The organism is Pseudomonas sp. NPDC090592, assembly GCF_044769185.1.
Lineage (GTDB): Bacteria > Pseudomonadota > Gammaproteobacteria > Pseudomonadales > Pseudomonadaceae > Aquipseudomonas.
The window spans coordinates 53249-80196 of record NZ_JBIVXJ010000013.1 but is presented as its reverse complement, the minus strand read 5'-3'; the positions used below and the strand labels follow the sequence as shown (position 1 = coordinate 80196).

General features: G+C 63.6%; 25 protein-coding genes. 10 read left to right on the top strand and 15 right to left on the bottom strand.

Annotated features, from left to right (window positions below; translation table 11 throughout):
- Nucleotides 1–121: 121 nt before the first annotated feature.
- The 3 genes from ACIQUI_RS13900 to ACIQUI_RS13890 are packed head-to-tail and all read left to right on the top strand — an operon-like array spanning nucleotide 122 to nucleotide 4087.
- On the top strand, nucleotides 122–982 hold the full coding sequence (locus ACIQUI_RS13900) for an SH3 domain-containing protein (protein WP_403199390.1): 861 nt from the start codon (nucleotides 122–124) through the stop codon (nucleotides 980–982).
- An 8-nt stretch (nucleotides 983–990) separates the two neighbouring features.
- Nucleotides 991–2868, top strand: a complete 1878-nt coding sequence (locus tag ACIQUI_RS13895) for a hypothetical protein (RefSeq protein WP_403199387.1) — start codon at nucleotides 991–993, stop codon at nucleotides 2866–2868.
- Between the two features lie 10 nt (nucleotides 2869–2878).
- On the top strand, nucleotides 2879–4087 hold the full coding sequence (locus tag ACIQUI_RS13890; protein WP_403199385.1) for a hypothetical protein: 1209 nt from the start codon (nucleotides 2879–2881) through the stop codon (nucleotides 4085–4087).
- Between the two features lie 85 nt (nucleotides 4088–4172).
- Here the strand turns inward: ACIQUI_RS13890 and ACIQUI_RS13885 are convergent, their stop codons facing one another.
- Nucleotides 4173–4790 (bottom strand): LysE family transporter, encoded by a 618-nt coding sequence (locus tag ACIQUI_RS13885; RefSeq protein ID WP_403199382.1) that lies wholly within the window; start codon nucleotides 4788–4790, stop codon nucleotides 4173–4175.
- A gap of 190 nt (nucleotides 4791–4980) precedes the next feature.
- On the opposite strand from ACIQUI_RS13885, the gene ACIQUI_RS13880 reads away from it, so the two are divergent.
- Nucleotides 4981–5172, top strand: a complete 192-nt coding sequence (locus ACIQUI_RS13880) for a YhfL family protein (RefSeq protein ID WP_003254720.1) — start codon at nucleotides 4981–4983, stop codon at nucleotides 5170–5172.
- A gap of 135 nt (nucleotides 5173–5307) precedes the next feature.
- On the opposite strand, the gene ACIQUI_RS13875 is transcribed toward ACIQUI_RS13880, so the two are convergent.
- From ACIQUI_RS13875 to ACIQUI_RS13855, 5 genes are all read right to left on the bottom strand, one after another.
- Nucleotides 5308–5499, bottom strand: coding sequence for a LysR family transcriptional regulator (locus ACIQUI_RS13875; protein ID WP_403199380.1), 192 nt, complete (start codon nucleotides 5497–5499; stop codon nucleotides 5308–5310).
- A gap of 257 nt (nucleotides 5500–5756) precedes the next feature.
- The gene (locus tag ACIQUI_RS13870; RefSeq protein WP_403199378.1) at nucleotides 5757–8183 is read right to left on the bottom strand and encodes a TonB-dependent siderophore receptor; all 2427 of its coding nucleotides are present in this window, start codon (nucleotides 8181–8183) and stop codon (nucleotides 5757–5759) included.
- Between the two features lie 259 nt (nucleotides 8184–8442).
- Nucleotides 8443–9408, bottom strand: a complete 966-nt coding sequence (locus ACIQUI_RS13865; protein ID WP_403199375.1) for a FecR domain-containing protein — start codon at nucleotides 9406–9408, stop codon at nucleotides 8443–8445.
- A gap of 4 nt (nucleotides 9409–9412) precedes the next feature.
- On the bottom strand, nucleotides 9413–9943 hold the full coding sequence (locus ACIQUI_RS13860; RefSeq protein ID WP_403199373.1) for a sigma-70 family RNA polymerase sigma factor: 531 nt from the start codon (nucleotides 9941–9943) through the stop codon (nucleotides 9413–9415).
- Nucleotides 9927–10220: a hypothetical protein gene (locus ACIQUI_RS13855; RefSeq protein ID WP_391126946.1), complete on the bottom strand. Its 294-nt coding sequence runs from the start codon at nucleotides 10218–10220 to the stop codon at nucleotides 9927–9929. Before ACIQUI_RS13855 ends, ACIQUI_RS13860 begins: the two co-directional genes overlap by 17 nt.
- A gap of 56 nt (nucleotides 10221–10276) precedes the next feature.
- Between ACIQUI_RS13855 and mqo the strand changes: the two genes are divergently transcribed.
- The 3 genes from mqo to ACIQUI_RS13840 all read left to right on the top strand — a co-directional run bounded on the left by mqo (nucleotide 10277) and on the right by ACIQUI_RS13840 (nucleotide 13430).
- Nucleotides 10277–11914: a malate dehydrogenase (quinone) gene (gene mqo, locus ACIQUI_RS13850; RefSeq protein ID WP_391126943.1), complete on the top strand. Its 1638-nt coding sequence runs from the start codon at nucleotides 10277–10279 to the stop codon at nucleotides 11912–11914.
- Nucleotides 11915–12174: 260 nt separating this feature from the next.
- Nucleotides 12175–12813 carry a hypothetical protein gene (locus tag ACIQUI_RS13845; protein ID WP_403199370.1) on the top strand — a complete coding sequence of 213 codons (639 nt, stop codon included), beginning with the start codon at nucleotides 12175–12177 and terminating at the stop codon, nucleotides 12811–12813.
- Nucleotides 12813–13430 carry a helix-turn-helix transcriptional regulator gene (locus ACIQUI_RS13840; RefSeq protein ID WP_403199368.1) on the top strand — a complete coding sequence of 206 codons (618 nt, stop codon included), beginning with the start codon at nucleotides 12813–12815 and terminating at the stop codon, nucleotides 13428–13430. Before ACIQUI_RS13845 ends, ACIQUI_RS13840 begins: the two co-directional genes overlap by 1 nt.
- A gap of 121 nt (nucleotides 13431–13551) precedes the next feature.
- Here ACIQUI_RS13840 and ACIQUI_RS13835 read toward each other — a convergent pair whose 3' ends face one another.
- Nucleotides 13552–13851: an ArsR/SmtB family transcription factor gene (locus ACIQUI_RS13835; protein ID WP_403199365.1), complete on the bottom strand. Its 300-nt coding sequence runs from the start codon at nucleotides 13849–13851 to the stop codon at nucleotides 13552–13554.
- A gap of 85 nt (nucleotides 13852–13936) precedes the next feature.
- Here ACIQUI_RS13835 and xenA point away from each other — a divergent pair, with 85 nt between their 5' ends.
- The gene (gene xenA, locus ACIQUI_RS13830) at nucleotides 13937–15028 is read left to right on the top strand and encodes a xenobiotic reductase XenA (RefSeq protein ID WP_403199362.1); all 1092 of its coding nucleotides are present in this window, start codon (nucleotides 13937–13939) and stop codon (nucleotides 15026–15028) included.
- 132 nt (nucleotides 15029–15160) lie between these two features.
- Here xenA and ACIQUI_RS13825 read toward each other — a convergent pair whose 3' ends face one another.
- From ACIQUI_RS13825 to ACIQUI_RS13805, 5 genes are all read right to left on the bottom strand, one after another.
- Nucleotides 15161–16408, bottom strand: coding sequence for an NAD(P)/FAD-dependent oxidoreductase (locus tag ACIQUI_RS13825; protein ID WP_403199360.1), 1248 nt, complete (start codon nucleotides 16406–16408; stop codon nucleotides 15161–15163).
- A gap of 2 nt (nucleotides 16409–16410) precedes the next feature.
- Nucleotides 16411–17988: an aldehyde dehydrogenase (NADP(+)) gene (locus ACIQUI_RS13820; protein ID WP_403199357.1), complete on the bottom strand. Its 1578-nt coding sequence runs from the start codon at nucleotides 17986–17988 to the stop codon at nucleotides 16411–16413.
- Nucleotides 17989–18176: 188 nt separating this feature from the next.
- Entirely contained in the window at nucleotides 18177–19124 is a 948-nt protein-coding gene (locus ACIQUI_RS13815; protein WP_403199354.1) for a dihydrodipicolinate synthase family protein, read from the bottom strand.
- Between the two features lie 43 nt (nucleotides 19125–19167).
- Nucleotides 19168–20094 (bottom strand): 4-hydroxyproline epimerase, encoded by a 927-nt coding sequence (locus tag ACIQUI_RS13810; RefSeq protein ID WP_403199352.1) that lies wholly within the window; start codon nucleotides 20092–20094, stop codon nucleotides 19168–19170.
- A gap of 148 nt (nucleotides 20095–20242) precedes the next feature.
- The gene (locus tag ACIQUI_RS13805; protein ID WP_403199349.1) at nucleotides 20243–21859 is read right to left on the bottom strand and encodes an APC family permease; all 1617 of its coding nucleotides are present in this window, start codon (nucleotides 21857–21859) and stop codon (nucleotides 20243–20245) included.
- 377 nt (nucleotides 21860–22236) lie between these two features.
- Here ACIQUI_RS13805 and ACIQUI_RS13800 point away from each other — a divergent pair, with 377 nt between their 5' ends.
- On the top strand, nucleotides 22237–23019 hold the full coding sequence (locus ACIQUI_RS13800; protein ID WP_403199346.1) for a helix-turn-helix domain-containing protein: 783 nt from the start codon (nucleotides 22237–22239) through the stop codon (nucleotides 23017–23019).
- Here the strand turns inward: ACIQUI_RS13800 and ACIQUI_RS13795 are convergent.
- The gene (locus tag ACIQUI_RS13795) at nucleotides 23007–23894 is read right to left on the bottom strand and encodes a LysR family transcriptional regulator (RefSeq protein WP_403199344.1); all 888 of its coding nucleotides are present in this window, start codon (nucleotides 23892–23894) and stop codon (nucleotides 23007–23009) included. The genes ACIQUI_RS13800 and ACIQUI_RS13795 overlap by 13 nt on opposite strands.
- A 279-nt stretch (nucleotides 23895–24173) precedes the next feature.
- Between ACIQUI_RS13795 and moaB the strand changes: the two genes are divergently transcribed.
- On the top strand, nucleotides 24174–24713 hold the full coding sequence (gene moaB, locus ACIQUI_RS13790) for a molybdenum cofactor biosynthesis protein B (protein ID WP_012273701.1): 540 nt from the start codon (nucleotides 24174–24176) through the stop codon (nucleotides 24711–24713).
- 130 nt (nucleotides 24714–24843) lie between these two features.
- On the opposite strand, the gene ACIQUI_RS13785 is transcribed toward moaB, so the two are convergent.
- Complete coding sequence (locus tag ACIQUI_RS13785; RefSeq protein WP_403199341.1) at nucleotides 24844–25743, bottom strand: bestrophin family protein; 900 nt, start codon at nucleotides 25741–25743, stop codon at nucleotides 24844–24846.
- Nucleotides 25744–25763: 20 nt separating this feature from the next.
- A complete protein-coding gene (moaA, locus tag ACIQUI_RS13780; protein ID WP_403199338.1) occupies nucleotides 25764–26768 on the bottom strand; it encodes a GTP 3',8-cyclase MoaA in 1005 nt (334 codons plus the stop codon).
- Between the last annotated feature and the right edge of the window lie 180 nt (nucleotides 26769–26948).

Below are 26948 nucleotides of genomic sequence, written 5' to 3'. Positions count from 1 at the left end.
GAATTGCCGTCTGCGGCCAGTGCCGCCCTCTCTCTGAAAACCCCGCACAACTTCGAATGCTGCCGCCAACCCTTGGCTGCGGTACGCGGCTGTGCGCCCCACCGAAAATGGAGTGCTCCACTTGCGTAAGAAATTCGTCGCGTCCCTTCTGGCGGTCGCCATCGCCTCTACCACGGCCTGTGCACAGCTCGGGATCAGCAAAGAGCAAGCGGGCACCGTAATCGGTGGCCTGGCCGGTGTGGCCATCGGCTCGACCATGGGCAGTGGCAACGGCAAGATCGCCGCGGCCCTGATTGCAGGTGGCATTGGTGCCTACGTGGGCAACCGCATCGGCCACATGCTGGACGAGAAGGATCAGCAAGCCCTGGCGCTGCGCACCCAGGAAGTGTTGAGCCAGCAGCAGACCACCGCCAGCGCCCAGCCGGTGACCTGGACATCCGACCACTCGGGCGCCACTGCGCAGATCGTGCCGGGCAAGGAATACACCCAGACCAAGAAGGTCGAGGTGAAGCGTGCACCGAAGATCCAGGCGGTGCCGTCGATGAAGCTGATCAACGAACCATACGTGACCATCAGCGACAACCTGAACGTGCGCGCCGCACCCAACCAGAACGGTGAAAAGGTCGGCAGCCTGAAAAACCACACTGAGTTCACCGCCGTTGGCTCCAGCGGTGACTGGATCCTGGTCGGTCGCAAGGGTGTAACCGTTGGCTATGTGCACAAGAACTACGTCGAGCCCAAGGCGCAAGCCGTGGCCAAGCGCGTGACCCCGGCGGTGAACCTGGACGAGCTGGACGTTGCCGCCAGCAAGGAAACCCAGGGCTTCGACCTGGACTCGGTGCAGTCGCTGCCTACCGAAACGGTCGCTGCCGAAGCCGCCTGCCGCCCGGTCACGGTCAACCTGAAGTCGCAAAGCGGCAAGACCGAGCAAGAGCAGAACACCTTCTGCAAACAAGCCAACGGCACCTGGGAACTGATCTGAGGAACTCCATGAAAAAGCACGCGCTCGCGCTGGCCGTGATCGGCGCTTGTGGTCTGGTACCACAGGCGTTCGCCCACGAGCTGGCCTTTTCCAAGAAAGACAACATCAAGGTCGAAGTGCCTGGGGATGCCACCACCTGGTGCAAACCCCAGGTCGACCTGACCATCACCCGCCCGGCCTGGGATAACCAGGAACTGCTGTCGGGCCTGCTGACCAAGCTGCCGTTTGTGTTCGCCAAGGACTGCTCGACGGCCAAGGTGAGCTGGAAGGCGGTCGATGCCAAGGGCAACCTTTACGCCAGCGGCTCGGGCAATGCCAGCAACCTGGGGCTGGTGACCCTGGCCGCTGCGCCTGCCGCTGCCCCGGCACCTGCTCCGGCAGCACCAGCAGCACCAGAGCCAGCGCCAGCGCCAGCGGAAGCCCCGGCGGCCGTTGCTCCAGCCCCGGCGCCTGAGCCAGCTCCTGCGGTAGTTGAATCAGCACCCGCGAAAGTAGAAGCAGCTCCTGCTCCTGCTCCAGCGCCGGCCGTTGCCGCAGAGCCCGCCCCAGCACCAGCAGCCGAAACCCCGACCGCAGCACCTGCCGCTCCGCCCGTCGCGCCCCCTGCCGCCGCAGTAGCCGCAGCCCCCACCTCGGACTTCGGCCGTTCCGTGGTCCTGGAAAACCGCAACCTGATGCAGGTAACGGACGGTGCCGGCTGCAAGTGGGTACTCAGCCGCGAGATCATCAGCAACGGTGACACCCTGTCGTTCGGCACCACCCCGGCCATGCCGTGCCCGGCGTCCGGCTTTGGCGAAGGCAACTTCGAAAAAATCAGCTGGAAGGCCGTGGGTACCTACCGTGGCGATAACTGGAACCGCGTTTACGTTCACCCGAGCGGCTTGATCTTCAACAAGGTCTTCGAGCCTGCGGTCAAGGACAAGGCCGTTTCCTACCTCACGGGCGAAGCTGACCAGGCCGCATTCCTGGTGGGTGAGATCCCCAGCCGGCAGATGAAGGTCTACCTCACGTTCACCCGCAGCAGCTACGGCGTGCGCCGTCCATTCGGCAGCGACCCTTACTACGTGGCGGTAACCCCGGACGAGTCGTTCGCCCTGGACGCGGCCAAGTACAAGGAAGCCGCGCTGGAAGTCTTCGATCTGATCAAGACCACCTCGCCGACCACCACCGATGTGGCCAACCTGCTCATCGTCAAGGACATTGCGGCGATCACGAACAACATGTGGGGTAACGACGCGCAAAAGATCACCCGCAACCGCATCGGCATCAACCGCCAAGGCCTGTTCTTCGATGTGCGCGATGGCGCGAACTGGGCCGTTCAGCGCGAAGAGCAGCGCGTGCGCGAGGCGCGTCAGCGTCAACAGGAGCTAGCCCGCGTCCACACGCGTGTGCTGGAGCGCTACCAGCAGTTGCAAGACGGCATGAGCGAGTTCAAAGGGCGCGAAACCGAAGCCCTGGCACAAATGGCCGGCATCAAGGTGCGCTTCGCTTCGCCGCTGGAGCAGCAAAACCCGGCAACCTCGGCCCGCGTGGCGCCGATGATGGTGCATGTCACCGGCAAGCAGGGCGACTTCTACGCCATCGACTTCCCGAGCAAGGGCCGCCTGGTGGCGGACGAGGAATACAGCGAAGGCTGGTACGTGGCCCAGGTGGCCAACGCCACGCCGTACTACCCGCTGGACGATGGCCGCGCCGTGCCGACTTACCGGGCCTACACCGCGGGCGAGCCGCAGGCGTGCAAGCAGGACAAGTGCGCCGACCTCGTGTCGTTCGGCGCCGTGCTGGCCAAGGAATTCCCCAACGCCGGTATCGATTTCAGCTGGACCCCCGAGGTCTCCCAAAAGTACGTGAACGACTGGAACAACGCTTCCGCCATGGTCCAGTGAGGCAAACACCATGATCAAACAGATGAACAAGAAGCAGCTGCTGATTGGCGGTGTGGCCGCAGCGGTGCTGGTGCTCGGCGGTGGTTACGCGATGGTTTCCAGCTCGGGCAAGAAGGCTGCGATGGCCTACTACGACGACTTCAAGGAGCGCTACTTCCTTGAGGACGTATTGTCTGAAGGTGACATTTCCTACTCGGCGTTCTCTGGCAACCTCACCGTTGCCGACCCAGAGATCCGCGTGGCGGCCGCGCAGACCAACGGTGCCCAGCAGTTCATGCGTGGCCTGACCGGCCTGATGGAGTCGGTTCGCGGTAGCTCGGCGGAAGAAGGCCTGGCCGGCTGGGCCAAGTACCAGCTCAACGCCAGCGGCAACGTTGCAGGCGTCTACCTGAAGGCCGATGCGCTGAAGCTGGCGCACGACGGTGACAGCAAGGACGGCACGATCCACATCCAGCTGCTGGGCATGCAAATGGGCGACCCTTTCGTTGCCAGCAAAGGCGCCGAGGTAGTGCTGGTGTCTGATGTCAGCGACGAGATCCAGCCGCGTGCCGAGCTGGCCGCCAACGGGCGTGCCACCCAGTCTGACTTTAGCTGGGGTAGCAACATGGCAGTGCGTCAGCCAATGACCGGTGCATTCCTGGTCAGCAGCACCGGTGATTTCGGCACCACGGTCGACGTGGACTTCACCCTCAAGCGCTCCAGTGACGGCGAAGGCTCGATGGCGTTCATCGTGACCCACCGTAACGATGGCTCCAAGGTGGGTGAGATCGTGCGCAAGGCCGAGTTCCAGTCGCTGCCGGAGCTCGACGATGTCGAAACCCAGCTCAAGAGCGCGTTGAGCGCCATGCTGATCGGGGCCTACAGCTCGTACTCCGGCCAGGCGGTATTGGCCGAGGCGGTGAGTGGTTTTGCGCGCAAGGCCAAGGTGGAAAACTACACCGTGAGCTACAGCGGCTTCAAACCGCTGAAAGAGGCCTACAGCGAGTACCAGCAGAATGTACCCAAGGCGAAGTTCACGGCCTTCTGTGAGCAGGTCGGGCTGTCGACCTGGAGCAGTGATTTCGGTGCCAAAGGCAAGAACCACAGTGACTCGGAATGTGCCATCGGGCAGAAGCTGGTAGAAGATGGCAAGTTTGAAGAGCAGTACACCTTCAAGGAAGGCAAGAGCCTGTTTGCGGCGTTGTTCGTGAGCAAGGGGTATGAGCTGGAAACCAATTGACTGGTTGATGGCTGTTCAAGAAGCCCCCGGCAACCGTGAGTTGCCGGGGGCTTTTTTGTGGCTGGCAGGTCTTTGCAGCCCCCGCTCAGCGCATCGCCGCCAGCTTGATGCCGAACCCTACCAGGCAAGCCCCCGCCAGCCGCTCGAACATATTGGTAATCCGAGGGTTGGCGCGCATGCGTTCGGCCAGCCGGTGCGTCAGCACCACGGCAATCAACCCGTACAGGAACGTTATCACCGCCACCGTCGCAGCCATGAAGCCGAAGGTCACCAGCCCTTGGTGCTTCACCGGGTCGATGAACAGCGGGAAGAACGCCATGTAGAACATGATCGCCTTGGGGTTGAGCAGGGTGATCAGCATGGTCTGGCGCAGGTACTGGCCATTGTCCATGCGGCTGGCCCGCGGCGCGTCACCGGGTTTGCTCAGCAGCATGCGCAGGCCCAGATAGGCCAGGTACGCGGCGCCGGCCCATTGCACGATGTGGAAGGCGGCAGGGTAGGTGGCGAGCAAGGTGGCCACGCCGACTACCGCCAGCCACAACAGTACCTGGTCACCCACGATCACCCCGAACGTCGCGGCCAGGCCAGCCTTGATGCCGCCCTTGCCGGTAGCGGTGATCAACGCGAAATTGCCCGGGCCGGGGATGGCCAGAAGAATGATGAAGGCGATGACGAATGCGCCGTAGTCGGTGACACCGAGCATGGGGAACTCCTGTTGGGCAGTGCAAAGGCAGTGCAGCCAACTATCGTCGCCAGTTGCGAGCTTTACAACCTGTTGTTGCACAATTGCAAACAGTCCATGCCATGCACGACTTGGATCCAATGCCTGGGTCCGGTATCATCCCGCCGCCATCAGACGATGGCCGAAGATGATTCATTTAAAGGACTTAGTAATGAAAAAGCTGTTCAAGGCCACCGTAGCCGTTGCTGTCGTTTCGGGTGTTGCCCTGCTGTCGGGTTGCACTGGCCAGGTTTACAACCAACCGAAAAACTGCACTTACGACTACCTGTTCCACCCTTCGGTTTCCATCTCCAAGATCATCGGTGGCTGCGGCCCGATCGATAAACTGCCTCAGCAGCAGTAATCTTGGCGGTACCCTGATCGCGACGTTCGCGGCGTGATCCAAGACCCCCGGTCATGTAGATGGCCGGGGGTTTTTGTTTGTGGGGCTCAACTGAAGGTCTTGCCCTGGGTATAGAAAGGGATAGCCTTGAGCCCTTCAACGGCTTTCTGTGTCTCGATCAAGGTTGAACAGCGGGCGGTTGAGGCGTTCTTCCAGGGCATTGATGCGTGCGCTGACCGACGACTGGGTAATGCGCAGGCGCTCGGCGGCCTTTGGAAGCTGCCGCTGGCGGCCACTTCGATGAAGGCCCGCAGGTTCTCGATGTTCATGAAATGCAACCGTCGTCAAAAGGCGAGCCGGATGATGTGGCGCGGCCCTTTTATTGTGCTGTGGAGGCGGGGTCTGGGCGCAGGATAAAGCGGTGGGGCAGGGCTGTAAGGCGAAAAAAACCGATCGGGTGATCGGTTTTCTGAATGGAGTTTGTGGGGGGCTTTACCGGCCTCTTCGCGGGCATGCCCGCTCCCACAGGTACAGCGCTGCCTTCGAGGTTTGCGCATTCCCTGTGGGAGCGGGCGTGCCCGCGAAGAGGCCATTACAGGCGAACGTTACCAGCGCAACGAAACGGTCCCCAGCAAGGTGCGCTCTTCACCCCAATAGCAGCGCCCGGCGTTGTTGCAACCTGCCACATACTCCTTGTCGAACAGGTTGCGGGCATTGACCTCGACCGACCAGTTTTCGTCGATTTCATAGCCGACCTTGGCATCCACCAGCGTCACATCACCGCTATCCAGCTTGCCGTACAGGCTGGCCGGGGTATAGGCGAAGGTGCTGTCGAAGTGACGCACGCCGCCACCGATCTGCAGGCCTTTGAGCAACCCGTCACGGAAGCGATAGGTGCTCCACACCGAGGCCTGGTTACGCGGCACGCCGGTCATCTGGTGGTCCTCAAGCAGCGACCCGGCAATATCCTTGGTGACGCGCGAATCGGTGTAGGTGTACGCGGCAGTCACGTTAAGGTTTTCGCTCAGGTCGCTGTTCAGCTCCAGCTCCACACCTTTGGCCCGGCTGGCACCGACCTGGCGGTAGTCGCCGCCCTCGAAAATCACGTCGTCCTTCTTGCGCAGGTCGTACACCGATGCGGTAAAGGCAGTGTTCCAGCCCTTGGGTTCGTATTTGATGCCCACTTCATACTGTTCGCTGGTGGTCGGGTCCAGTGGGCCGTTCTTGCTTTCGGTCTGCTGGGTCGGGGCAAACGCGGTGGAGTAGCTGAAGTACGGCGACAGGCCGTTTTCGAACTGGTACATGACCCCGGTCTGCCAGGTGAACTTGCTGTCCCAGTTGTCCATGTCGGCTTGCGCGTTCAGGGTGCCGGCCTTGTTGCGGTACTGGCTGTTGACCCGGTCCAGGCGCCCGCCCAGCAGCAGCACCCAGTTGTCGACCTTGGTCTGCAGCTGGCTGTACAGGCCATACATGGTCTGTTCCAGCAGGGCGTTCTGCACATGGGCCAGGAAGGTCGGCTTGCTCCAGACCGGGTCAAACACATTGACGGTGCCGCCGTTGAGCACGTCCCAGTCCTGGTTGAAGGAAGTACGGTCCAGGCTGGCGCCTATCAGGAAGGTGTGGTCGAGCGCGCCGCTGGTGAAGTGGCCTTCGAACTGGTTGTCCAGTGAGTAGGCGATGGATTTGTTGTAGCGGTCGTAGGCCTGGTTGCTCAGGGTGGTACCGAAGCCGCCGTTGTTCAGGCTGCCCGGCCACATTTCCTGGCGGTCGATGCGCGATTGCATGTAGCGCGAGTTCTGGCGGAACTGCCAGGTGTCGTTGAACTGGTGGCTGAACTCGTAGCCCAGGCTCCAGGTTTCCCGCTCGAAGTTGTCCCAGTCCGGGTTGCCGGACAACTGGTCCTTGTCGATCTTGCCGTTGGGGTTGTGCAACAAGGTGCCGGCCGCAGGGAAGCCCAGTTCCATCAGGGTGCGGTCGCGCTGGTAGGTGGCCAGCACTGTCAGGCTGTTGAAGTCATCGAAGTTCAGGGTCAGCGAGGGCGCGATGTACAGGCGGTCATCGGGCTGGTGCTCGATTTGGGTATCAGACTTGCGGCCCATCATTACCAGGCGGCCAAGTACATTGCCCTCATCGTTCAGCGGGCCGGAAACGTCCACGCCAAGCTGGCGGCGGTTGTGCGAGCCGTAGCTCAGTTGCACTTCGCCGCGTGCCTCGGCGGTAGGCCGCTTGCTGACCAGGTTGACCACGCCACCGGGGGCGTTCTCGCCATACAGGATCGAGGTTGGCCCGCGGAATACTTCCACCCGCTCCAGGCCGTAGGGCTCGCTGCTGGTGTCGTAACGGTTGCCTTGCACCCGCAGGCCATCGCGCAACAGGCCATAGCCGTAGTCGGTGGCGTTGAAGCCACGGATGAAGAACAGGTCACCTGCCTGGCCATCACCGCCGGCAAACGGCGGGGAGAAAATACCAGGGACATAGCCCAGCACCTCGGTGAGGGTTTGCGATTGCTGGTCATCCATGCGCTGGCGGGTTACCACCGAAACCGAGCGCGGGGTGTCGGCCAGGGCGCTGCTGGTCTTGCTCGCCGTGCTACTGGCCACGGCGCGGTAGCCGCTGTCGCCCTGGCCGTTGCTGGCGAGCAGGGCGGCGGCGTTGATCGAAGTGGCGTCCAGTTGCAATGCGGTGCCGTCGGCCAGTGGCTGCAGCACATAGCCTGCGCTGCCTTGCGGTACCGCTTGCAGGCCGCTGCCCTGTAGCAGGCGCGCCAGGCCTTGGGCGACGCTGTAGCGGCCTTGCAGGCCCTGGCTGGTCTTGCCGGCGGCCAGTTCGTTGCTGCCGGCCAGGTAAATGCCGGCCTGGCTGCTGAACTGGTTGAGGGCGCTGGTGAGCGAGCCGGGAGCGATGTTGAAGCTCGTTTCGGCTGCCTGTGCGGCGTGGGCCGGGGTGGCCGGCACCATCAGCGGTGCGGCGGCACACAGCGAAAGGGGCGCGGCAAGCGCCAGGCGAAGCGCGGGTTGGAAGGGCGTCGGCATGCGGGTCTCTGGAGTCGAAAGGGTGAGTTGGGAGGGCTATGCCGGGTTAACCGAACGAGATTGGAAAAAGGGAACCGGATAGGCAGATTTTTTTTGCCTGCTCCAACGAACTTGCCAACACCGCCACAGCGGGATTCAAATACCGCGTCGCCTGCTTCGCGGGCTTGCCCGCTCCCACAGGTATTGCGCAGGCAGCGGGTTCACACTGCACCTGTGGGAGCGGGCGTGCCCGCGAAGAGTCCAGCGCGGTGTACCGGTATCAAACCGGCTCGACCGTGACCCACCACGGTGTCACTCGCTGCACCCGCACCGGCAACGCCGCTTGCAACAGCTCCAGTGCCCGGTCGGTATCGTTGAGCGGGAAGGCCCCCATCACCGAGAGCTGCGCCACATCCGGGTGCCAACCCAGATGCCCGTGCCGATAACGCCCGAGCGTTTGCAGCAACTGCGCCAAGGGCATGTCTTCGGCATTCAACCGGTGATGAATCCACGACTCACCCGCGCTTTGCGCCGCGCGCGTGCTGCCGATGCCCCGGGCACTGAAGTCCACCTGCTGGCCCGCCTGTACGACGCAGCGCTCGCCGCCAAGCGCGGTACATACCTCCACCGCGCCTGCATACACATCCAGCCGGGTGGTCTCGCCCTGCTGGCACACCGCAAAGCGTGTACCCAGCGCCTGCATGCGCCCTTGGGCGGTATCGACAAAGAAGGGGCGACGCGGGTCGTGGGCGGTTTCCACCAGCAGTTCGCCAAAACGCAGTTTCAGCACCCGGCTGAATGTGGAGAACTCCATGTCCACGGCACTCTGTGCACCCAGCCACAGTTGGCTGCCATCGGCCAGGCGCGTCTCGTGGATTTCCCCGATGCCCGTGGCAATATCGGCGCCCAAGCCCGACAACGGCGCACCCTGCCAGGCCCGCCAGCCCAGTAGCGAGCTGGCACCCAGCACCAGGAGTGACTTGAGCCCGGTGCGCCGGCTGAAGCGCTGTGCGTCGTGCTCACGCAGTGCCCGGCCCGCCGCTGCGCCTTCACCCTGCAAGGGGGCAAAACGCTGGCCGACACGTTGCACGTAGTGCCAGGCCGCCTGATGGTCACTGTGTTGGCCCAGCCAATGTTGCCACTGTGCGCGCAGGTGAGGGCTGGCGTTATCGTCCTGCAACTGCACATACCATTGCGCGGCTTGTTCCAGGCTGGCATGGCTGAGTTTTTGTGCGGATGAGGTCATGGCGTCACTCCACCAGCAACCCGTCGAGTTCGGCTTCAAGAATGGCGCAGTGCACAAACGCCTGGGCCAGGTACTTCTTGATCATGCGTTCACTCACCCCGATATGTGCAGCAATATCGCGGTAGGCCAGGCCGTCGATCTGCGCCAGCAGGAATGCCTGGCGTACCTTGGCCGGCAGGCGCAGCAGCATCGCGTCCACCTCGTGCAGGGTTTCGACAATGATTGCGCGCTGTTCGGGGGAGGGCTGCAGTGCTTCGGGCTGCAAGGCCAACTGCTGCAACCAGGCCTGTTCCAGCTTCTGCCGTCGCCAGTGGTCCACGCACAGGCCACGGGCGATGGTGGCCAGGTACGAGCGCTCACCGCGTTCACCGTCAAACTGCCTTGGGCGGTTGAGGATGCGCACGAAGGTGTCCTGCACCAGGTCGGCAGCATCGCAACGGCAGCCCAGCCGACGGTACAGAAAACCCAGCAACCAGCGTGAATGGCTGTGGTACAGGGTATGGAGCGAGGTGTTCAACTCAGGGATCGAAACCACGGCGGCATCCGGCGCGAGCGCATACTGGTGTAAATGAGAAGTGATCGCGATAGTAGGGGCGTCGGACGAATACTGCAATCGGCAGGGCGTTTTGCCCTTTGGCCATGGGACAACCTGCCGCCTTGACGCACAGGCCTGCAATTTGTTTGTGCTGGCATTTCAGATACAATCGGAAAAACGATTCAGCCCTGTCGGTCAATTCGACAAAAGGCCGGGTCGTTTTCTGGTTCTCTGGCTGCTGAACAATGACCAACAAAAAGCCTGCGCTGAAGAACAAGGAACACCTGGGCCAGCCACAGGCCCTCCCTCCGTTCTCCTGACTGGAATTGATCAATGTTCAAGAAAGCTGGCAAGACCTTGCTGGGTCTGGCTGTCGCTGCAAGCGTCATGCAAGCGCACGCCGCAGAAACCAAGAAAGTAGACGTGCTGCTAGTCGGCGGCGGCATCATGAGCTCCACCCTGGCCGTGTGGCTGCACGAGCTGGAGCCAAGCTGGTCGATGGAAATGGTCGAGCGCCTGGACGGCGTGGCCGAAGAAAGCTCCAACGGCTGGAACAACGCCGGTACCGGCCACTCCGCGCTGGCCGAACTGAACTACACCCCGGAAGACAAAGACGGCAACGTCAACATCTCCAAGGCCATCGAAATCAACGAAGCCTTCCAGATCTCCCGCCAGTTCTGGTCGTGGCAGGTACGCCAGGGCGTGCTGAAGAACCCGCACTCGTTCATCAACACCACCCCGCACATGAGCTTCGTGTGGGGCGATGACAACATCAAGTTCCTGAAGAAGCGCTACGACGCGCTGCAGGCCAGCCCGCTGTTCCGCCCGATGCAGTATTCCGAGGACCACGCGCAGATCGCCAAGTGGGTCCCGCTGATGATGGAAGGCCGCGACCCTAACCAGAAGCTGGCCGTGACCTGGACGCCAATCGGCACCGACGTGAACTTCGGCGAGATCACCCGCCAGTTCGTTGGCCACCTGCAAACCCAGAAAGGCTTCGACCTCAAGCTGTCCAGCGAAGTGCAGGACATCACCCGCAACAAGGACGGCTCCTGGCACGTCGAGTACAAGAACCTGAAGGACGGTACCGAGTCGGCCACCGATGCCAAGTTCCTGTTCATCGGTGCCGGCGGCGGCGCATTGAAGCTGCTGCAGAAGTCGGGCATTCCTGAAGCCAAGGAATACGCAGGCTTCCCGGTGGGCGGCTCGTTCCTGGTGACCGAGAACCCGACCGTGGCCATGCAGCACATGGCCAAGGCCTACGGCATTGCTTCGACCGGCGCACCACCCATGTCGGTACCGCACCTGGACACCCGTGTGCTGGACGGCAAGCGCGTGATCCTGTTTGGCCCGTTCGCCACCTTCTCGACCAAGTTCCTGAAGAACGGTTCGTACCTGGACCTGCTGAGCAGCACCACCACCCACAACGTGTGGCCAATGACCAAGGTGGGTATCGAGCAGTACCCGCTGGTCGAGTACCTTGCCGGCCAGCTGATGCTGTCGGATGACGACCGCTTCGAAGCCCTGCGCACCTACTTCCCGAACGCCAAGAAGGAAGACTGGCGCCTGTGGCAGGCCGGCCAGCGCGTGCAGATCATCAAGCGTGATGCCGAGAAGGGCGGCGTGCTGAAGCTGGGTACCGAAGTGGTTGCCTCCGAAGACCGCACCATCGCTGGCCTGCTGGGTGCATCGCCAGGCGCCTCCACTGCTGCGCCGATCATGCTGAACGTGCTGGAGACGGTGTTCAAGGAGAAGGTTGCTACCCCTGAGTGGCAAGCCAAGATCAAGGAAATCGTACCGAGCTACGGCACCAAGCTGAACGATTCGGCAGCGGCCACTCAGAAAGAGTGGAACTACACCGCTGAAGTGCTGCAACTGGAAAAACCGCCGGTGATCGATGCCAGCGTCGACTTCGGTGGCGCTGCGAGCGAGCCGGTTGAGAGCAAGCCTGAGAACGATATGGCGCTGTAATCGGCCATTGTTGTGACAAAAAAGCCACGGGGGTGACCTCGTGGCTTTTTTGTTGCCTGTTCGGGCCTCTTCGCGGGCTCGCCCGCTCCCACAGGTAAAGCGTTGCCTGCAGGCCTTTGCAGTTACTGTGGGAGCGGGCAAGCCCGCGAAGAGGCCGGCACAGAAAACCACTGATCGGAAACCTGCACAGCAACCGATAAAAACATATTTTGATGCTTAAATTAATCTTGTCAGTCGATCCCCTCCAGGAGGGTGCCGTCATGAACATCAAGATTGCTGCCTTACTGCTGCTCGCCCTGTGCGCCCAGCCGGCATGGAGCCAGAGCTACTCCTCCCCGACCCCTGCCGCAAAACCCGCAGAATCCGCTGCATTGACCACCCGCATGGCCCTGCGCGACCTATGGGTCGAGCATATCTTCTGGGTGCGCAACTATGCCGTCGCCAACCAGGCCGGCAACGCCAAACAAGCTGAAGTCGCCGCCAATGAAGTGGTCAGCGACGCCACCCGCATCGCCAACAGCATCGCGCCGTTGTATGGCCAGCCCGCCGCAGACCAGTTGCTCAAGCTGCTGGCCGGCCACTGGGGCGCTATCAAGCATTACAGCGACGCCACCGTGGGCAAGGACAAGAAGGGCCAACAAGCCGCCGTCGATGAGCTGACCAGCAATGCCAAAGCCATCGCTGCGTTTCTGGCCAAGGCCAACCCGAACCTGCCCGAGCCGACCCTGCTGACGCTGCTCAGTGCCCATGGCGGCCACCATGTAGCCCAGATCGACCAGTTGGCGACCGGTGACTACGCGGGTGAGGCGCGTACCTGGGGGATGATGCGGGAGCATATCCTGACCTTGTCCGATGCCTTGGCCGCAGCGCTGGTCAAACAATTCCCGGACAAGTTCTGATGCTTGAAGGTTTGGGCCGTACCCAACAGGACCTGCTCCACGCGTTGCTGCACCAGCCAGCCGGCATGAGCATCGACGACCTGGCGCAGGCCCTGGCCATCACCCGCACGGCGGTGCGCCAGCACCTGGCCGCGCTGGAGCGTGATGGCCTGGTCAAGCGCGGCGCTACCCGGCCAACCGGGCGTCGGCCGGAACAGCTGCACGAGCTGACCGATCTCGCCCGCGAACAGTTCCCCCGCCAGTACCCGCTGCTGGCCAACCTGCTGATTGGCGAGGTGGCAGGTTTGCTGGGCCAGGAAGCACTGCTGGCGCTGATGCGTCAGTTGGGGCGCAAGCTGGCCGCAGACGTTGAACACGAGGTGGTGGATGAAGCCCGTATCGTCGAGCACATGAACACTGCCGGGTATGAGGCGCAGGTGTTCTTTCGTTCGTCAGGTGAACCCGAGATCGTCGCGCACAATTGTGTGTTCCATCATCTGGCCAAGGCGCATCCGGTGGTCTGCGAGCTGGACCTGGCGTTGATCGGCGCCCTGGGCGGGGCCGCAGTCAGCCATGAGGAATGCATGCTCAGGGGCGGGCAGGTGTGCCGGTTTGCCTTGGGCAAAAAGGGCGATTGATAGTGTCTGTGCCGGCCTCTTCGCGGGTGAACCCGCTCCCACAGGGACCGCACAGCTTTTGAGAACACAGGTTAACCCCGTGGGAGCGGGTTTACCCGCGAAGAGGCCGGCACAGGAAAAATCAATTCTGCCGCAGGATGCACTCCAGCAACCCGGGAAACCGCTCGCCCAGCATCTCGCTGCGCAGCGAATTCATATGGGTCGTGCCCACATTGCGGGTATGCACCAACCCTGCATCACGCAGCACGCGAAAGTGATGGGACATGCTCGACTTCGGCCGGCCGCCGTCCAGCTCGCCGCAGCTGGCTTCGGTTACACCGGCCAGATGGCGGACGATTTCCAGGCGCACGGGGTCGCTCAGCGCGTAGAGCAGGCGTTCGAGGATCAGGTCTTCAGCGGTGGGGTGTTTATAGGCTCGCATGGCTCACATGATAACGGGGGTTTCATTAATTGCCATAGTTCGATTATGATCGAACAACAGTATTCAGATGAACCCGGAGTTTCCCATGTCCGCATTGTTCGAACCCTACGCCCTCAAGGACGTCACCCTGCGCAACCGCATCGCCATCCCGCCAATGTGCCAGTACATGGCCGAGGACGGCATGATCAACGACTGGCATCACGTGCATTACGCAGGCCTCGCCCGTGGCGGTGCCGGCCTGCTGGTGGTCGAAGCCACGGCGGTGGCGCCGGAAGGGCGTATCTCCCCCGGTTGTGCCGGTATCTGGAGCGATGCCCATGCCCAGGCCTTCGTGCCGGTGGTGCAGGCAATCAAGGCTGCCGGCTCCGTGCCAGGTATCCAGATCGCCCACGCCGGGCGCAAGGCCAGCGCCAACCGCCCGTGGGAAGGTGATGACCACATTGCCGCCGACGACGCCCGCGGCTGGCAAACCATCGCCCCGTCTGCCGTTGCCTTTGGCGCGCACCTGCCGAACGTGCCACGCGAGATGAGCCTGGATGACATCGCCCGGGTCAAGCAGGACTTCGTCGATGCTGCCCGCCGTGCGCGTGAAGCCGGCTTCGAGTGGATCGAACTGCACTTTGCCCACGGTTACCTGGGCCAGAGCTTCTTCTCTGAACACTCCAACAAGCGTACCGACGCCTACGGCGGCAGCTTTGACAACCGCAGCCGCTTCCTGCTGGAAACCCTGGCCGCGGTGCGTGAAGTGTGGCCGGAGAACCTGCCGCTGACCGCGCGTTTTGGCGTACTGGAATACGATGGCCGCGACGAGCAGACCCTGGAAGAGTCGATCGAGCTGGCGCGCCGCTTCAAGGCCGGTGGCCTGGACCTGTTGAGCGTGAGCGTGGGTTTCACCATCCCCGAGACCAATATCCCGTGGGGCCCGGCATTCATGGGGCCGATTGCCGAGCGTGTACGCCGTGAGGCGAAGCTGCCGGTGACTTCGGCATGGGGCTTTGGTACGCCGCAACTGGCGGAGGCTGCGTTGCAGGCCAATCAGCTGGACCTGGTTTCGGTCGGGCGTGCGCATTTGGCCGACCCGCACTGGGCGTACTTTGCAGCCAAGGAGCTGGGGGTGGAGAAAGCCTCCTGGACTTTGCCAGCTCCATACGCGCACTGGCTTGAGCGTTATCGCTGAGTTCAGAAGGGGCTGCCATGCAGCCCAATCGCCGGCAAGCCAGCTCCCACAGGGTCATCACAGGCTTCGAGCCCCGTGCATTACCTGTGGGAGCTGGCTTGCCGGCGATTGGGCCGCATGGCGGCCCCGAATCTAGAACCGATCCAACCGGTAAGCCCCTATCCCTGGCCCACCGCCCCGCTCAGCCAATCTTCCCACCCATTCCGCCGTCACCGCCGCCTGGGTCAACCCCAGATGCTGATGCCCAAACGCCAACAGCACCCGCCCATCACACACCCGGTCGATCACCGGCAACGAATCCGGCAACGAAGGCCGGAACCCCATCCACGGCATAGCCCCTTCAGCACTCAAGTCCCGCCGGAACAACCCCTTGCTCAACCGGTGCAACTGCCACGCCCGCTGCATGCTCGGCGGTGCCTCCAGCCCGGCAAACTCCACCGTGCCCGCCAAGCGCAAACCTTCGGCCATGGGCGTCATGATGAACTTGCGCTCCAGCGACGTGACCGCAAACGGCAGGCGCTGCTGCTCACCCGGTAACATCAGGTGGTAGCCGCGCTCTGTATCCAGCGGCACCCGTGTGCCCGTCAGCGCGGTCGTCAATCTGGCGGAATGCGCGCCACAGCTGATCAGCACCTGACGGGCATTGAACGTGCCTTGCTCGCTGACCAGGCTGACCCCGCCGCTGTGCAACTGCCCGCCATCGACCTGCGCCTGGACAAAGCGCACGCCACTGGCTTTGGCTGCTTCAAACAGCTCACACACCACACGGTAGGGGTCGATGAAGTGCCCGGTGCGTGGGAAGTACAACCCACCCAATAGCGCAGGGCTCAACTGCGGCGCCGCCTCGTGCACGGCTGCGGCCGCCCAGAAGTCCACCGGCACTGCCTGCTGCTCCATGCGCGTGCGCAGGGCTTGCAGGGCCTGGCGCGACTCAGGCTTTTCGAACACCAGCAGCGAGCCATCTTCCTGGAACAGCTCGCTGCGCCCGATCGAGCCCAGCAACCGCTGCCAGGCACCCAGGCTGCCTTCGTTCAGTGTACGGATGCCGGCCACGCTGCGCTTGAACGGTGCCGGGCGCAGGTTGAGCAGCAGGCGGGTGAACCACGGCATGGCCCTGGGCAGGTACTTCCAGTCCAGGCGCAGGGGGCCCATCGGGTCCAGCAGCATGCGCGGCAGTCGCTTGAGGATGGACAGGTCGGCAATCGGAAACACCTGCTCGGTGGCCAGGTGCCCGGCATTGCCATAGGACGCACCGTTGCCGGGTGCCTGGCGGTCCACCAGCAGCACCTTGCGGCCCTGGCGGGCCAGTTGCAGGGCGCAGGCGACGCCGACAATGCCGGCGCCGACCACGGCGATATCAGCTTGGTGGGCTTCTACCATGCTCAGCCTTCCCGTTTGCCATCGAGCAGGCGCCGCAGTTGTAGCGGGTTGCCGTGCTGCACAGCCTGCGGCAGCAGGGCGTCGGGGAAGTCCTGGTAGCACACCGGGCGCAAGAAGCGCAGGATCGCCGCCGTGCCCACCGAAGTGGTGCGGGCATCGGAGGTGGCCGGGAACGGCCCGCCGTGGACCATTGCATCGCATACCTCGACGCCGGTCGGCCAGCCATTGACCAGAATGCGCCCGGCTTTGCGTTCAAGGGTCGGCAACAGGGCCCGGGCGCTGTCGATGTCGGCATCGTCCAGCTGCAAGGTCGCGGTCAACTGGCCTTCCAGATGCTCGGCCACCTGGCGTACCTGTTCATCGCTTGCACAGGCCACCACCAGCGACGCCGCACCGAACACCTCGGCCTGCAACGCAGGGTCGGCCAGGAAGGCTTCGGCCTGGGTCACGAACAACTGCGCCTGGCATTGGTTGCGGCCTTGCCCGGCCTGGCCGCTCGCCGCAGCCTGGGCATTGGCGTTGTCTGCCAGGGCGCCGATGCCCGCCTGGTAAGCGTTGAAGATGCCAGGGGTGAGCATGGTCTGCGCGGCGGCCTGGCGCACGTGCTCGCTGGCAGCGTCGATAAACCGCTGCAACGCAGGGCCTTGGCGGGCAATCACCAGGCCGGGGTTGGTGCAGAACTGGCCGGCACCTTGGGTCAGCGAGGCGACAAAGCCTTGCGCCAGCGTTTCGGCACGGGCTTGCAGGGCGGCTTCGAACAGGAACACCGGGTTGATCGAACTCATTTCGGCATACACCGGGATTGGCTCGGGGCGCGCCTGGGCTGCCTGGCTCAGGGCCATACCACCGCTGCGCGAGCCGGTGAAGCCAACGGCCTTGATGCGCGGGTCGCTGACCAGTGCGATGCCCACCTCACGGCCAGAACCGTACAACAACGAGAACACGCCGGCCGGCAAGCCGCACAGCTTTACCGCTTGGGCCACCGCTTGGCCAACCAGTTCGCTGGTGCCGGGGTGAGCGCTGTGGGCTTTGACCACCACCGGGCAGCCAGCGGCCAGTGCCGACGCGGTGTCGCCACCGGCCACCGAGAACGCCAGCGGGAAATTGCTGGCGCCGAACACTGCTACCGGCCCCAAGGCGACCTGGCGCTGGCGCAGGTCGGGGCGGGGCAGCGGTTGGCGTTCGGGCTGGGCATTGTCGACCCGCACATCCAGCCATTCACCGGCCCGTACCACACGGGCGAAGGTGCGCAGTTGGGCGCAGGTGCGGCCACGTTCGCCCTGGATGCGGGCCTTGGGCAGGCCGCTTTCGGCCACGGCGCGGTCGATCAGTGCATCGCCCAGGGCTTCGACCTGCGCGGCGATGGTTTCGAGGAACTGTGCCCGCTGTTCGAGCGAGGTTTCGCGGTAGGCGTCGAACGCCGCCCAGGCCAGGGCGCAGGCCTGGGCCACGTGCTCGCCGGTGCCGCCGAGGTAGGCCGGCTCCAGCGCCTGGCCGGTGGCCGGGTTGATGGCGTGGATGGCTTCGCGGCTGCCGGTTACCGGGGTTTGGCCTATCAGCAGGTTGCCTGTCAGGGTCATGGAGCCTCCTTGGGAAATCAGATCCGGGTATCAGGGGAAACCGCGGCACCTGTAGGAGCGGCCTTGTGTCGCGAAAGGGCTGCGCAGCAGCCCCGGGTTTTCCGCGCAGATGCACAAAATGCTGGGGCTGCTTTGCAGCCCGATCGCGACACAAGGCCGCTCCTACAAGGGGCCGCGCAGGGCTTGAGTCAGGCGATGTTCTGTTCGGCCGACCAGCTCGCATACCAGCTGCGGAACAGCGAATACTGCTGCTCGGCATAGTTGCGCTGGGCATCGGTCAGCACGTCGGTTTCGTTGAAGTGCAGGCTGTATTCGCGGTCGCCGTTCAGCACCATCAGGTGCTTGTAGTACAGCACCAGGTCACAGCCTTCATCGAACGACGACAGCACCGCCAGTGCCGCTTCCAGCTCGCGCGCCAGGCGGCGGGCCTTGGCGTCACCCTTGGCGGCCTGCTTGCTCAGGCTGACCAGGTGCAGTACTTCGCGCGGCAGGGCGTTGCCGATGCCGGTGATGGCGCCAGTGGCGTTGCAGTTGACGAAGCCATGCACCACTTGGGTGTCCACGCCGACCATCAGGGTTACATCGTCATCCTTGGAGGTGATGTGCTCAGCGGCGTAACGCAGGTCGGCAGCACCGCCGAATTCCTTGAAACCGATCAGGTTGGGGAACTCACGGCGCAGCTCGAAGAACAGGTCGGCGCGGGTGGCAAAGCCGTAGTAGGGGCTGTTGTAGATCACCGCCGGCAGCTTCGGCGCTGCAGCGAGGATGGCCGAGAAGTGGTGCTTCTGGGCAATCAGCGAAGCGCCGCGGCTGAGCACGCGGGGGATGACCATCAGCCCTGCGGCGCCGACCTTGGCCGCATGGGCCGCGTGCGACACGGCTTCACGGGTGTTCACCGCGCCGGTGCCGACAATGGTCGGGATGCCGGCAGCTACCAGGCGCGCCACGCCTTCCTGGCGCTCGGCCTCGGTCAGCAGCGGCCAGTCGCCCATCGAGCCGCAGTACACCACGGCGCTCATGCCGGCCTCGATCAGTTCGCGGCCCTTGCGCACCAGGGCGCCGAAATCCGGCTTGCGCTCGGCGGTGCACGGGGTCATCAGGGCGGGCATGGTGCCGGTGAAGATGTTGTCGGTCATTGTTGTTACTCCTGGCAATATTCAGTCGGAAAAAGGCCGGGGCTCAGATGCCCCAGGCGAACGGGTCCTGTTCGTCGATCAGCATGGTGCTGTCGGCGGTCATGTAGGCGCGGCCGGTGATGAACGGGCGAATGCGATCGCCGTCGCGCTCGAAGCGGCCATGGAACTGGCTACCGGTGATGCTGGCCTGCACCCAGGTCTGGCCTTCGGCAAGCTTGCCGTCGGCGGCCAGGCAGGCCAGCTTGGCGCTGGTGCCGGTGCCGCAGGGCGAGCGGTCGTAGGCTTTGCCTGGGCACATCACGAAGTTGCGGCTATCGGCCTGGGCGTCGTCGGCGAACAGTTCGACGTGGTCGATAGGCTCGCCGTTTTCGCCGGTGATACCCTGGTCTTCCAGGGCCTTGAGCATGGCCCAGGTGTAGTCGGTCAACACCTCGCGGTTGTCCAGCTCGATACGCTGGCCGTGTTCGGCAACCAGGAAGAACCAGTTACCGCCCCAGGCAATGTCGCCATGCACCACGCCATGCCCGGGCACATCCACCGCCACCTGCTGGCGGTACCGGTAGGAAGGGACGTTACCCACGGTGATGGCGCCATCTTCATGAAGGGTGGCGCTGACCTGGCCGACCGGGGTATCGATCTTGTGCACGCCCGCTGTGATCAGGCCCAGGTGCTGCAACGAGGCGACCAGGCCGATGGTGCCGTGGCCGCACATGTTCAGGTAGCCGGCGTTGTTGAAGAAAATCACCCCGCAGGTGGCGTCGGCCGACACCGGTGGGCAGTACAGCGCGCCCACCAGCACATCGTTGCCGCGTGGCTCCAGCAGGCAGGCGCGGCGCCACGGGTCGTGAAGCTCGCGCAATTCGTCGCGCCGCTCGGCCATGCTGCGGCCGTGCAGTTGCGGGAAGCCCTTCATCACCAGGCGGGTCGGTTCGCCGCCGGTGTGCGAGTCGATGACGTGAATCTGTTTCATGGGCTTGTCCCTTCTTTGATCTGTATGGTCTTGTGCTGCTTGTGCGGGCCTCATCGCTGGCAAGCCAGCTCCCACAGGTATTGCATGGGCCTTTGGGGCAGCGCGGACCCTGTGGGAGCTGGCTTGCCGGCGATAAGGCAAGTAGCCTTCACCGAGCCAGTGCGGCCGGGCGCTGGTCTACCAGCGGCTCATGGCTGGCTTCGCTTTCGTCCTCGCCTTCCAGGCGTACCAGATGGGCAGGCACACCGGTGGCCGCACCCCAGTAGTAGATACCCAGGGCACAGGCCGCCACGGCCACGGTGTCGAGCGGGTGGCCGATGACCCCCAGGCCGCCGAAGCTGCCCAGCCACGACAGCAAGATGGTTACCGCGTAGAAGCCGATCAGCCACGCCGACGAGCGCACTTGCTGGCCCAGCGACAGGTGTTGGGTAGGCACGAAGCGGCCGCACAGCAGGTACAGCACGAACATCACGATTTGCAGGGCCAGCAGCCAGGACACGGTGTTCCAGCCGGACCAGTACACGATCAGCGCGGCGATGATGAACGACAGCGGGCCGAGCACACCCATGCCCTTGACCCGGAACGGGCGCGGCATGTCTGGGGCGTTGCGGCGCAGGGCTGCGACGGTGACCGGCGCCACGGCATAGCTCAGCACCAGGGCGGCGGATACCACGTTGATCAGCGCTTCCCACGACGGGAATGGCAGGGTCCAGAACACCGACAGGCCAAAGGTCAGCCACAGCGCCGGGCGTGGAATGCCGGACTCGGCGTCGATGCGGGTGAAGTACTTGAAGAAGGTGCCGGTCTGCGCCCAGCCATAGACCACGCGCGGGGTGGCGTTCATGTAGATGTTGCCGCAGCCGCTGGGCGAGATCACCGCGTCGGCCACCACCAGGTAGGCCAGCCAGCCCACACCCAGGGCCAGGGCGATGTCACGGTAGGGCAGGGCCAGTTCCTTGGTCACGCTGGCCCAGCCGTTGGCGAGCATTTCGGTCGGCACGCTGCCGAGGAAGGCCAGTTGCAGCAGGGCGTAGATCGCGGTGGACAGCAACACCGAAAGGATCAGCGCAATCGGGATGGTGCGCTGCGGGTTTTTCACCTCGCTGGCCACCGAAATGATCGGCGTCAGGCCCAGGTAGGCGAAGATGATGCCACCGGCCGATACGGCCATTTCAACACCGGACAGGCCGAACGGGGCAAAGCCCTGGACCTGGAAGTTCTCTGGCTTGAAGAAAGTGAACAGTACGCCAATCACCAGCAGCGGCACGATGAACTTGAACACGCTGACCAGGTTGTTGGCTTTGGCGAAGGTTTTCACGCTGCGGTAGTTGAGGAAGAAGAACAGCCCCAGCAAGGCGAACTGCACCAGCCAGCCGAGTACGGTCGGGTCGCTGGAGCCGGCCTTGGTCAGCCCGGGGAACCAGGCGGCGGCGTATTGGCGCGAGGCGACCACTTCGATGGCGATCAGGCTGGAAAAGGCGATCAGGGTGATGAAGCCCATCAGGTAGCCGAGCAGTGGGCCGTGCGAGTACACCGGGTAGCGGACTACGCCACCGGCACGCGGCAGGGCGGCGCCCAGTTCGCAGTAGACGATGCCCAGCAGCAGCACGGCGAAACCGCCGAGGAACCAGGACAGGATGCCGGCCGGGCCGGCGATGGCCGAGACGTGGCTGGCGGCGAACAGCCAGCCGGAGCCGAAGATGGCCCCCAGGCCGATGAAGGTGAGGTCCAGCAATGACAACTGTTTCTTGAATTTGCCTGACATGGGTTCGCCTTTTTGTTGGTTATTGGATAGGCAGGTCTGATGTCACGAGATGCGGCTTTTTGGGCCGCGCTCTTGTTGAACTTGGGCGGCTTGCGTGGGGCATAGAGTGAACCGGTCGGGGCGGCGGTTCTTGATGGTTTTCCGCAAGGGGAATGACGAAATCGGCACAGTTGCAGAAAAAACTGGCGCCGATGGTGGCCTGATGGATAGGCTGTAGGCCATACCGCACAAGGCCTGGAGGGGGATTTTGATAGTGCCGGCCTCTTCGCGGGCATGCCCGCTCCCACAGGTACGGCGCAGAATTCGAAATGTGTGGAGGACCTGTGGGAGCGGGCGCGCCCGCGAAAGGGCCGGCACAGCCATCAGAGAACTGACAGATGACCGACATGACCCTGGCAACCCTCTACCAGTCCCTCGACCAGCACCGCCCCGCCAGCCTGGAGGCCCTGCTCGCCAGCGTATCCCTGCTGCTGCCGATCCTCGACGCCATACCCAACGCCGCCATCTTCATCAAGGACCCGGCGGCCCGTTACGTGCTGGCCAACAACACCCTGGTCCAGCGTTGCGGCCTCAAGCGCTTGCAGCCGTTGCTGGGCAAGACCAGCGCCGAAGTGTTCCCGGCCCAGCTGGGCCCCGGCTACACCGAGCAGGACCGCCGTGTGCTCAAGGAAGGGCGGGTGCTGGAGGATCAACTGGAGTTGCACCTGTACGGCAGCCGCGAGCCCGGCTGGTGCCTCACCCACAAGCGCCCGCTGTACAACCAGGCGGGCGAGATCATCGGCTTGGTCGGCATTTCGGTCGACCTGCAATCAGCCGCCGACAGCCACCCCGCCTATCAACGCCTGGCTGCGGTGGACGAGCACATTCGCCAGCATTTCCACCAGCAAATCAGCATGGGCGAGCTGACCCGGATTGCCGGTATTTCCGTGGCCCAGCTGGAGCGTTACTGCAAGCGGGTGTTCCACCTCACGCCCCGGCAGATGATCCACAAGGCACGCCTGGAACACGCCCATCGTCTACTGCATTCGGACCTGCCGATCACCGAAGTGGCAATGTGCTGCGGCTACACCGACCACAGCGCCTTCAGCCGCCAGTTCAAGCAGCTGACCGGCTTTACCCCGCGCCAGTACCGTCAGGCAACCGGCGATCAGCTGGCTTGAAACAGCGCCCGCGCTTCGGTAAAGCACTGCTCGGCAATCGCCGAACGCGGCTCGCTGCGGCGCAGCAGCAGTCCGACCGGGCTGTGGATGGCGGCGTCGGCCACCGGCAGGATGCGCAGGTGCTCGCTGAGGTCTTCCAGGCCGCAATCCAGCGGCATGATTGCACAGCACATGCCGGTGTTGATGGCCTGGATCAGCTGGAAGGTCGAATCGCTCTCCAGCACCGCATGCGGCTCCAGGCCACGGCTGCGGAAGCTCAGGTCCAGCGATTGGCGGTAGTGCATGCCCTTGCTCAGCAGGCCCAGAGGTATGTCGCTGAGTGCATCCCAGCGCAGCGTTTCGCCGCTGAACTGGAAGTGCCGGGTGTCGTGCAGCAGGCCCATGGTGGTGGTGCCCAGTTCGATCACTTCGAAGAAGCTGGTGTTGACCTGGTCCAGGTAGCAGATGCCCAGGTCGAGCTGGTTGCGGCTAAGCCCATCGATGACCTGCTCCGAGCTCAGCGAGCTGAGCTGGAAGTGCAGTTCGGGGTATTTGTCGCGCAGCGGCAGCAGCAGGTGCATGGGGTTGAAGCTGGCCAGCGGCACCGTGCCCAGGCGCAGGCTGCCGACCACCTGGCCGCGGCAGCTGGCAGCCTCGGCCTGCAGGCCGTCATGGGCGGCGAGCAGGGTGCGTGCCCAGGCCAGGATGCGCTCGCCGGCCTCGGTAAAACCTTCGAAGCGCTGGCCGCGCTTGACCAGCACCAGCTCCAGCTCGTCCTCCAGGTTGCGCAGGCGCATGGACAGCGTCGGCTGGGTGATATGGCACAGCGCCGCCGCCTGGCCAAAGTGGCGGGTCTGGTCGAGGGCGATGAGGAACTTGAGCTGCTTGATGTCCATGGAAGTGCCTGGCGTGCTTGATGTGCTGACCTTAACCAAGTCTGCGGTAACTGGCCATTGTTTGATATTGCCTGTCCGGGCCCTATCGCCGGCAAGCCAGCTCCCACAGGGATATCACAGCCCTCAAGGCCTGCGCCCTACCTGTGGGAGCTGGCTTGCCAGCGATAGGGCCGGTACAGGCAGCGATAGGCCTCGTCGATGGAACAGTTCGCCATATCGATTGGACGCTTGCAGCTCATGGCTCTAGCGTGGCGACAATGCCATTCAAGGAGCCTCACCATGCGCGTCCAACCCGATGCGGTTTTCGTACCGCTCAACATCGCCGTGCTGACCGTCAGCGACACCCGTACGTACGACAACGACACCTCCGGCGAACTGCTGGCCAGCCGGTCGGTAGAGATCGGCCACCGCCTGGTGGCGCGAGCGTTGCTCAAGGACGACCTGTACAAGATCCGCGCCCAGGTTGCGACCTGGATTGCCGATGAGCAGGTGCAGGTGGTGCTGATTACCGGTGGCACCGGCTTTACCGGGCGGGACAGTACGCCGGAGGCGGTCGAGTGCCTGCTGGACAAGCGTATCGATGGCTTTGGTGAACTGTTCCGGGCGTTGTCGATTCTGGATATCGGCAGCTCGACCGTGCAGAGCCGGGCACTGGCCGGGTTGTCCAACCGCACGTTGGTGTGCTGCTTGCCGGGTTCTACCGGGGCCTGCCGCACGGCGTGGGAAGGGATTCTGGCGGAGCAGCTGGATGCCCGGCACCGGCCGTGCAACTTCGTCAAGCACCTGTTGCCCATTGAGGCCTGCGCCAGTCGGGGGTGATCTTTTACCTGTACCGGCCTCTTCGCGGGCTTGCCCGCTCCCACAGGTACAGCACAGGACTCGGAATGCGTGAGGTCCCTGTGGGAGCGGGCAAGCCCGCGAAGAGGCCAGCGCAGGCAAGCACAAAAAATCAGCTCAACACATACCCCACCGGCAACAACGCCGGCGGCAGCTGCACCTCGCCCAACCCCGCCAGCACATCCCGCTCCACGGTCCGCACCATGGCATCGGTCGGCAAGTCGTTCTCGTCCCGCCCGAACGGGTCTTCCAGTTCGTTGCCAATCGCATCCAGCCCGAAGAACGTGTAGCCCACGATGGTGGTGAACAGCGGCGCCAGCCAACCCAACGGCTCGGCCAGGGCAAACGGCAGCAGCAGGCAGAAGATGTAAATGGTGCGGTGCAGCAACAGCGTGTAGGGGAACGGCAACGGTGTGAACTTGATTCGCTCACAGGTCGCCTGCACCTCGGTAAGGCCTACCAGCCGCTGCTCCAGCAAGCTGTAGCGCCAATCGCTGATCTGCTGCTGTTCTGCCAGCCGCGAGCAATGCTCGCCAATGACGCGCAAGATGCCGTCGCACACGTTGTGCGAGCTGATCGCCTCTGGCCGGGCCAGCCAGGGCCGTGCAGCCGCCAGGTCGTCCTCGTTGCGCAACCGGGCATTCAGCGCATGGGCATAGCCGCACAGGCTGCGCAGCAGTTCGGCGCGCAGGTTCTGGTCGGCAATCACCACGCTTTCGCGCACGAATGAGCGGGTTTCGATAATCAATTTGCCCCAAGCCTTGCGGCCCTCCCACCAGCGGTCGTAGCAGGCGTTGTTGCGAAAGCTCATGAAGATCGACAACGACAGGCCCAGCAAGGTAAACGGCGTGGCGCTGACCGGGTAGAAAAACGAGGGGAAATGGCGCTCGACCAGCACGATCAGCGCGGCCAGCAGGGTCACCATCAGGCAGCGCAAAGCGATGCGCTTGACGATCGATCCCTTGAGGGTGAACAGCACACGCAGCACATCGGGGTTTGGGTGGACAATCATGGAAATCCAGAGACGACTGTTCAGCCGCCGGTCATGTTCATGAAGCGCAGGATCTGCACGTCGCCACCGACTTCGAAGTGATGGCGGTAAGGCTTGAGGTGCAGTGAATCGCGGATGGCCTTTTCCAGCCGTTCGGCGTTGCCGGGGTGGGCACGCAGCACCTGTTTCAGGTCCACCGAATGTTCATTGCCAAGGCACAGCAGCAGGCGCCCCTCGACAGTGAGGCGTACGCGGTTACAGGTAGCGCAGAAGTTGTGGCTGTGCGGCGAAATGAAGCCGACCCGGGTATTGGCAGATTCCGCCAGGCGCCAGTAACGGGCCGGGCCCTGGGAAGACTCGGTCGATTCGACCAGGGTGAACCGCCCGGCCAGGCGCTCACGTACTTCATCGCTGGAGTAGAACGACTCGCCACGTTCGTGCTCGTCGATCACCCCCAGCGGCATTTCTTCGATGAAGGTGATGTCCAGTTCCCGGTCGATGGCAAAGCGCACCAGGTCGACCAGTTCGTGGTCGTTGCGGCCCTTCAGCACCACGCAGTTGAGCTTGATACGCTTGAAGCCGGCCCGGCGTGCGGCGTCGATACCGGCGATGACCTGATGCAGGTCGCCGGTACGGGTCAGTTGCCTGAAACGCTCGCTATCCAGGCTGTCGAGGCTGATGTTCAGGCGCGACAGCCCTGCGTCGAACAGCGGCTGGGCCAGGCGCCCGAGTTGCGAACCGTTGCTGGTCATGCACAGCTCGCGCAGGCCGGGGAGGGCGGCGATGCGCCCGCACAGTTCGACGATGCCTTGGCGCACCAGAGGTTCGCCGCCGGTCAGGCGGATCTTGCGGGTACCCAGGGCGACGAAGCGCTCGGCCACCTGGAACAGTTCTTCGAGGCTGAGGATTTGCTGGCGCGGCAGGAACTGCATGTCTTCGGCCATGCAATACACGCAACGGAAGTCACAACGGTCGGTGACCGACATCCGCAGGTAGTCGATTTTCCGGTTGAAGCCGTCGATCAGGGCCCGGCTGTTCTGTTCCACGTTCGCGCTCGAATCTCGATGGGTTGGGACACAACTCCAAGCTATAACCTGGGGGCAGGGGCGTCAAATTGCTTTGTCCGACCGGTTGATCGATGGCCTCTATCATGGCTAAGGCCAGGCATTTCAGTGCCGACACCGCGTCGCCTGATTCGCGGGCATGCCCGCTCCCACAGGTACAGC

Coding starts and splice junctions, on each gene's coding strand:
- mqo (WP_391126943.1), top strand. CDS start 10,277: ATGTTCAAGAAAGCTGGCAAGACCTTGCTGGGTCTGGCTGTCGCTGCA.
- xenA (WP_403199362.1), top strand. CDS start 13,937: ATGTCCGCATTGTTCGAACCCTACGCCCTCAAGGACGTCACCCTGCGC.
- ACIQUI_RS13810 (WP_403199352.1), bottom strand. CDS start 20,094: ATGAAACAGATTCACGTCATCGACTCGCACACCGGCGGCGAACCGACC.
- ACIQUI_RS13785 (WP_403199341.1), bottom strand. CDS start 25,743: ATGATTGTCCACCCAAACCCCGATGTGCTGCGTGTGCTGTTCACCCTC.
- ACIQUI_RS13800 (WP_403199346.1), top strand. CDS start 22,237: ATGACCGACATGACCCTGGCAACCCTCTACCAGTCCCTCGACCAGCAC.
- ACIQUI_RS13805 (WP_403199349.1), bottom strand. CDS start 21,859: ATGTCAGGCAAATTCAAGAAACAGTTGTCATTGCTGGACCTCACCTTC.
- ACIQUI_RS13835 (WP_403199365.1), bottom strand. CDS start 13,851: ATGCGAGCCTATAAACACCCCACCGCTGAAGACCTGATCCTCGAACGC.
- ACIQUI_RS13870 (WP_403199378.1), bottom strand. CDS start 8,183: ATGCCGACGCCCTTCCAACCCGCGCTTCGCCTGGCGCTTGCCGCGCCC.
- moaB (WP_012273701.1), top strand. CDS start 24,174: ATGCGCGTCCAACCCGATGCGGTTTTCGTACCGCTCAACATCGCCGTG.
- ACIQUI_RS13885 (WP_403199382.1), bottom strand. CDS start 4,790: ATGCTCGGTGTCACCGACTACGGCGCATTCGTCATCGCCTTCATCATT.
- ACIQUI_RS13820 (WP_403199357.1), bottom strand. CDS start 17,988: ATGACCCTGACAGGCAACCTGCTGATAGGCCAAACCCCGGTAACCGGC.
- ACIQUI_RS13840 (WP_403199368.1), top strand. CDS start 12,813: ATGCTTGAAGGTTTGGGCCGTACCCAACAGGACCTGCTCCACGCGTTG.
- ACIQUI_RS13795 (WP_403199344.1), bottom strand. CDS start 23,894: ATGGACATCAAGCAGCTCAAGTTCCTCATCGCCCTCGACCAGACCCGC.
- ACIQUI_RS13845 (WP_403199370.1), top strand. CDS start 12,175: ATGAACATCAAGATTGCTGCCTTACTGCTGCTCGCCCTGTGCGCCCAG.
- ACIQUI_RS13880 (WP_003254720.1), top strand. CDS start 4,981: ATGAAAAAGCTGTTCAAGGCCACCGTAGCCGTTGCTGTCGTTTCGGGT.
- ACIQUI_RS13890 (WP_403199385.1), top strand. CDS start 2,879: ATGATCAAACAGATGAACAAGAAGCAGCTGCTGATTGGCGGTGTGGCC.
- ACIQUI_RS13895 (WP_403199387.1), top strand. CDS start 991: ATGAAAAAGCACGCGCTCGCGCTGGCCGTGATCGGCGCTTGTGGTCTG.
- ACIQUI_RS13815 (WP_403199354.1), bottom strand. CDS start 19,124: ATGACCGACAACATCTTCACCGGCACCATGCCCGCCCTGATGACCCCG.
- ACIQUI_RS13865 (WP_403199375.1), bottom strand. CDS start 9,408: ATGACCTCATCCGCACAAAAACTCAGCCATGCCAGCCTGGAACAAGCC.
- ACIQUI_RS13825 (WP_403199360.1), bottom strand. CDS start 16,408: ATGGTAGAAGCCCACCAAGCTGATATCGCCGTGGTCGGCGCCGGCATT.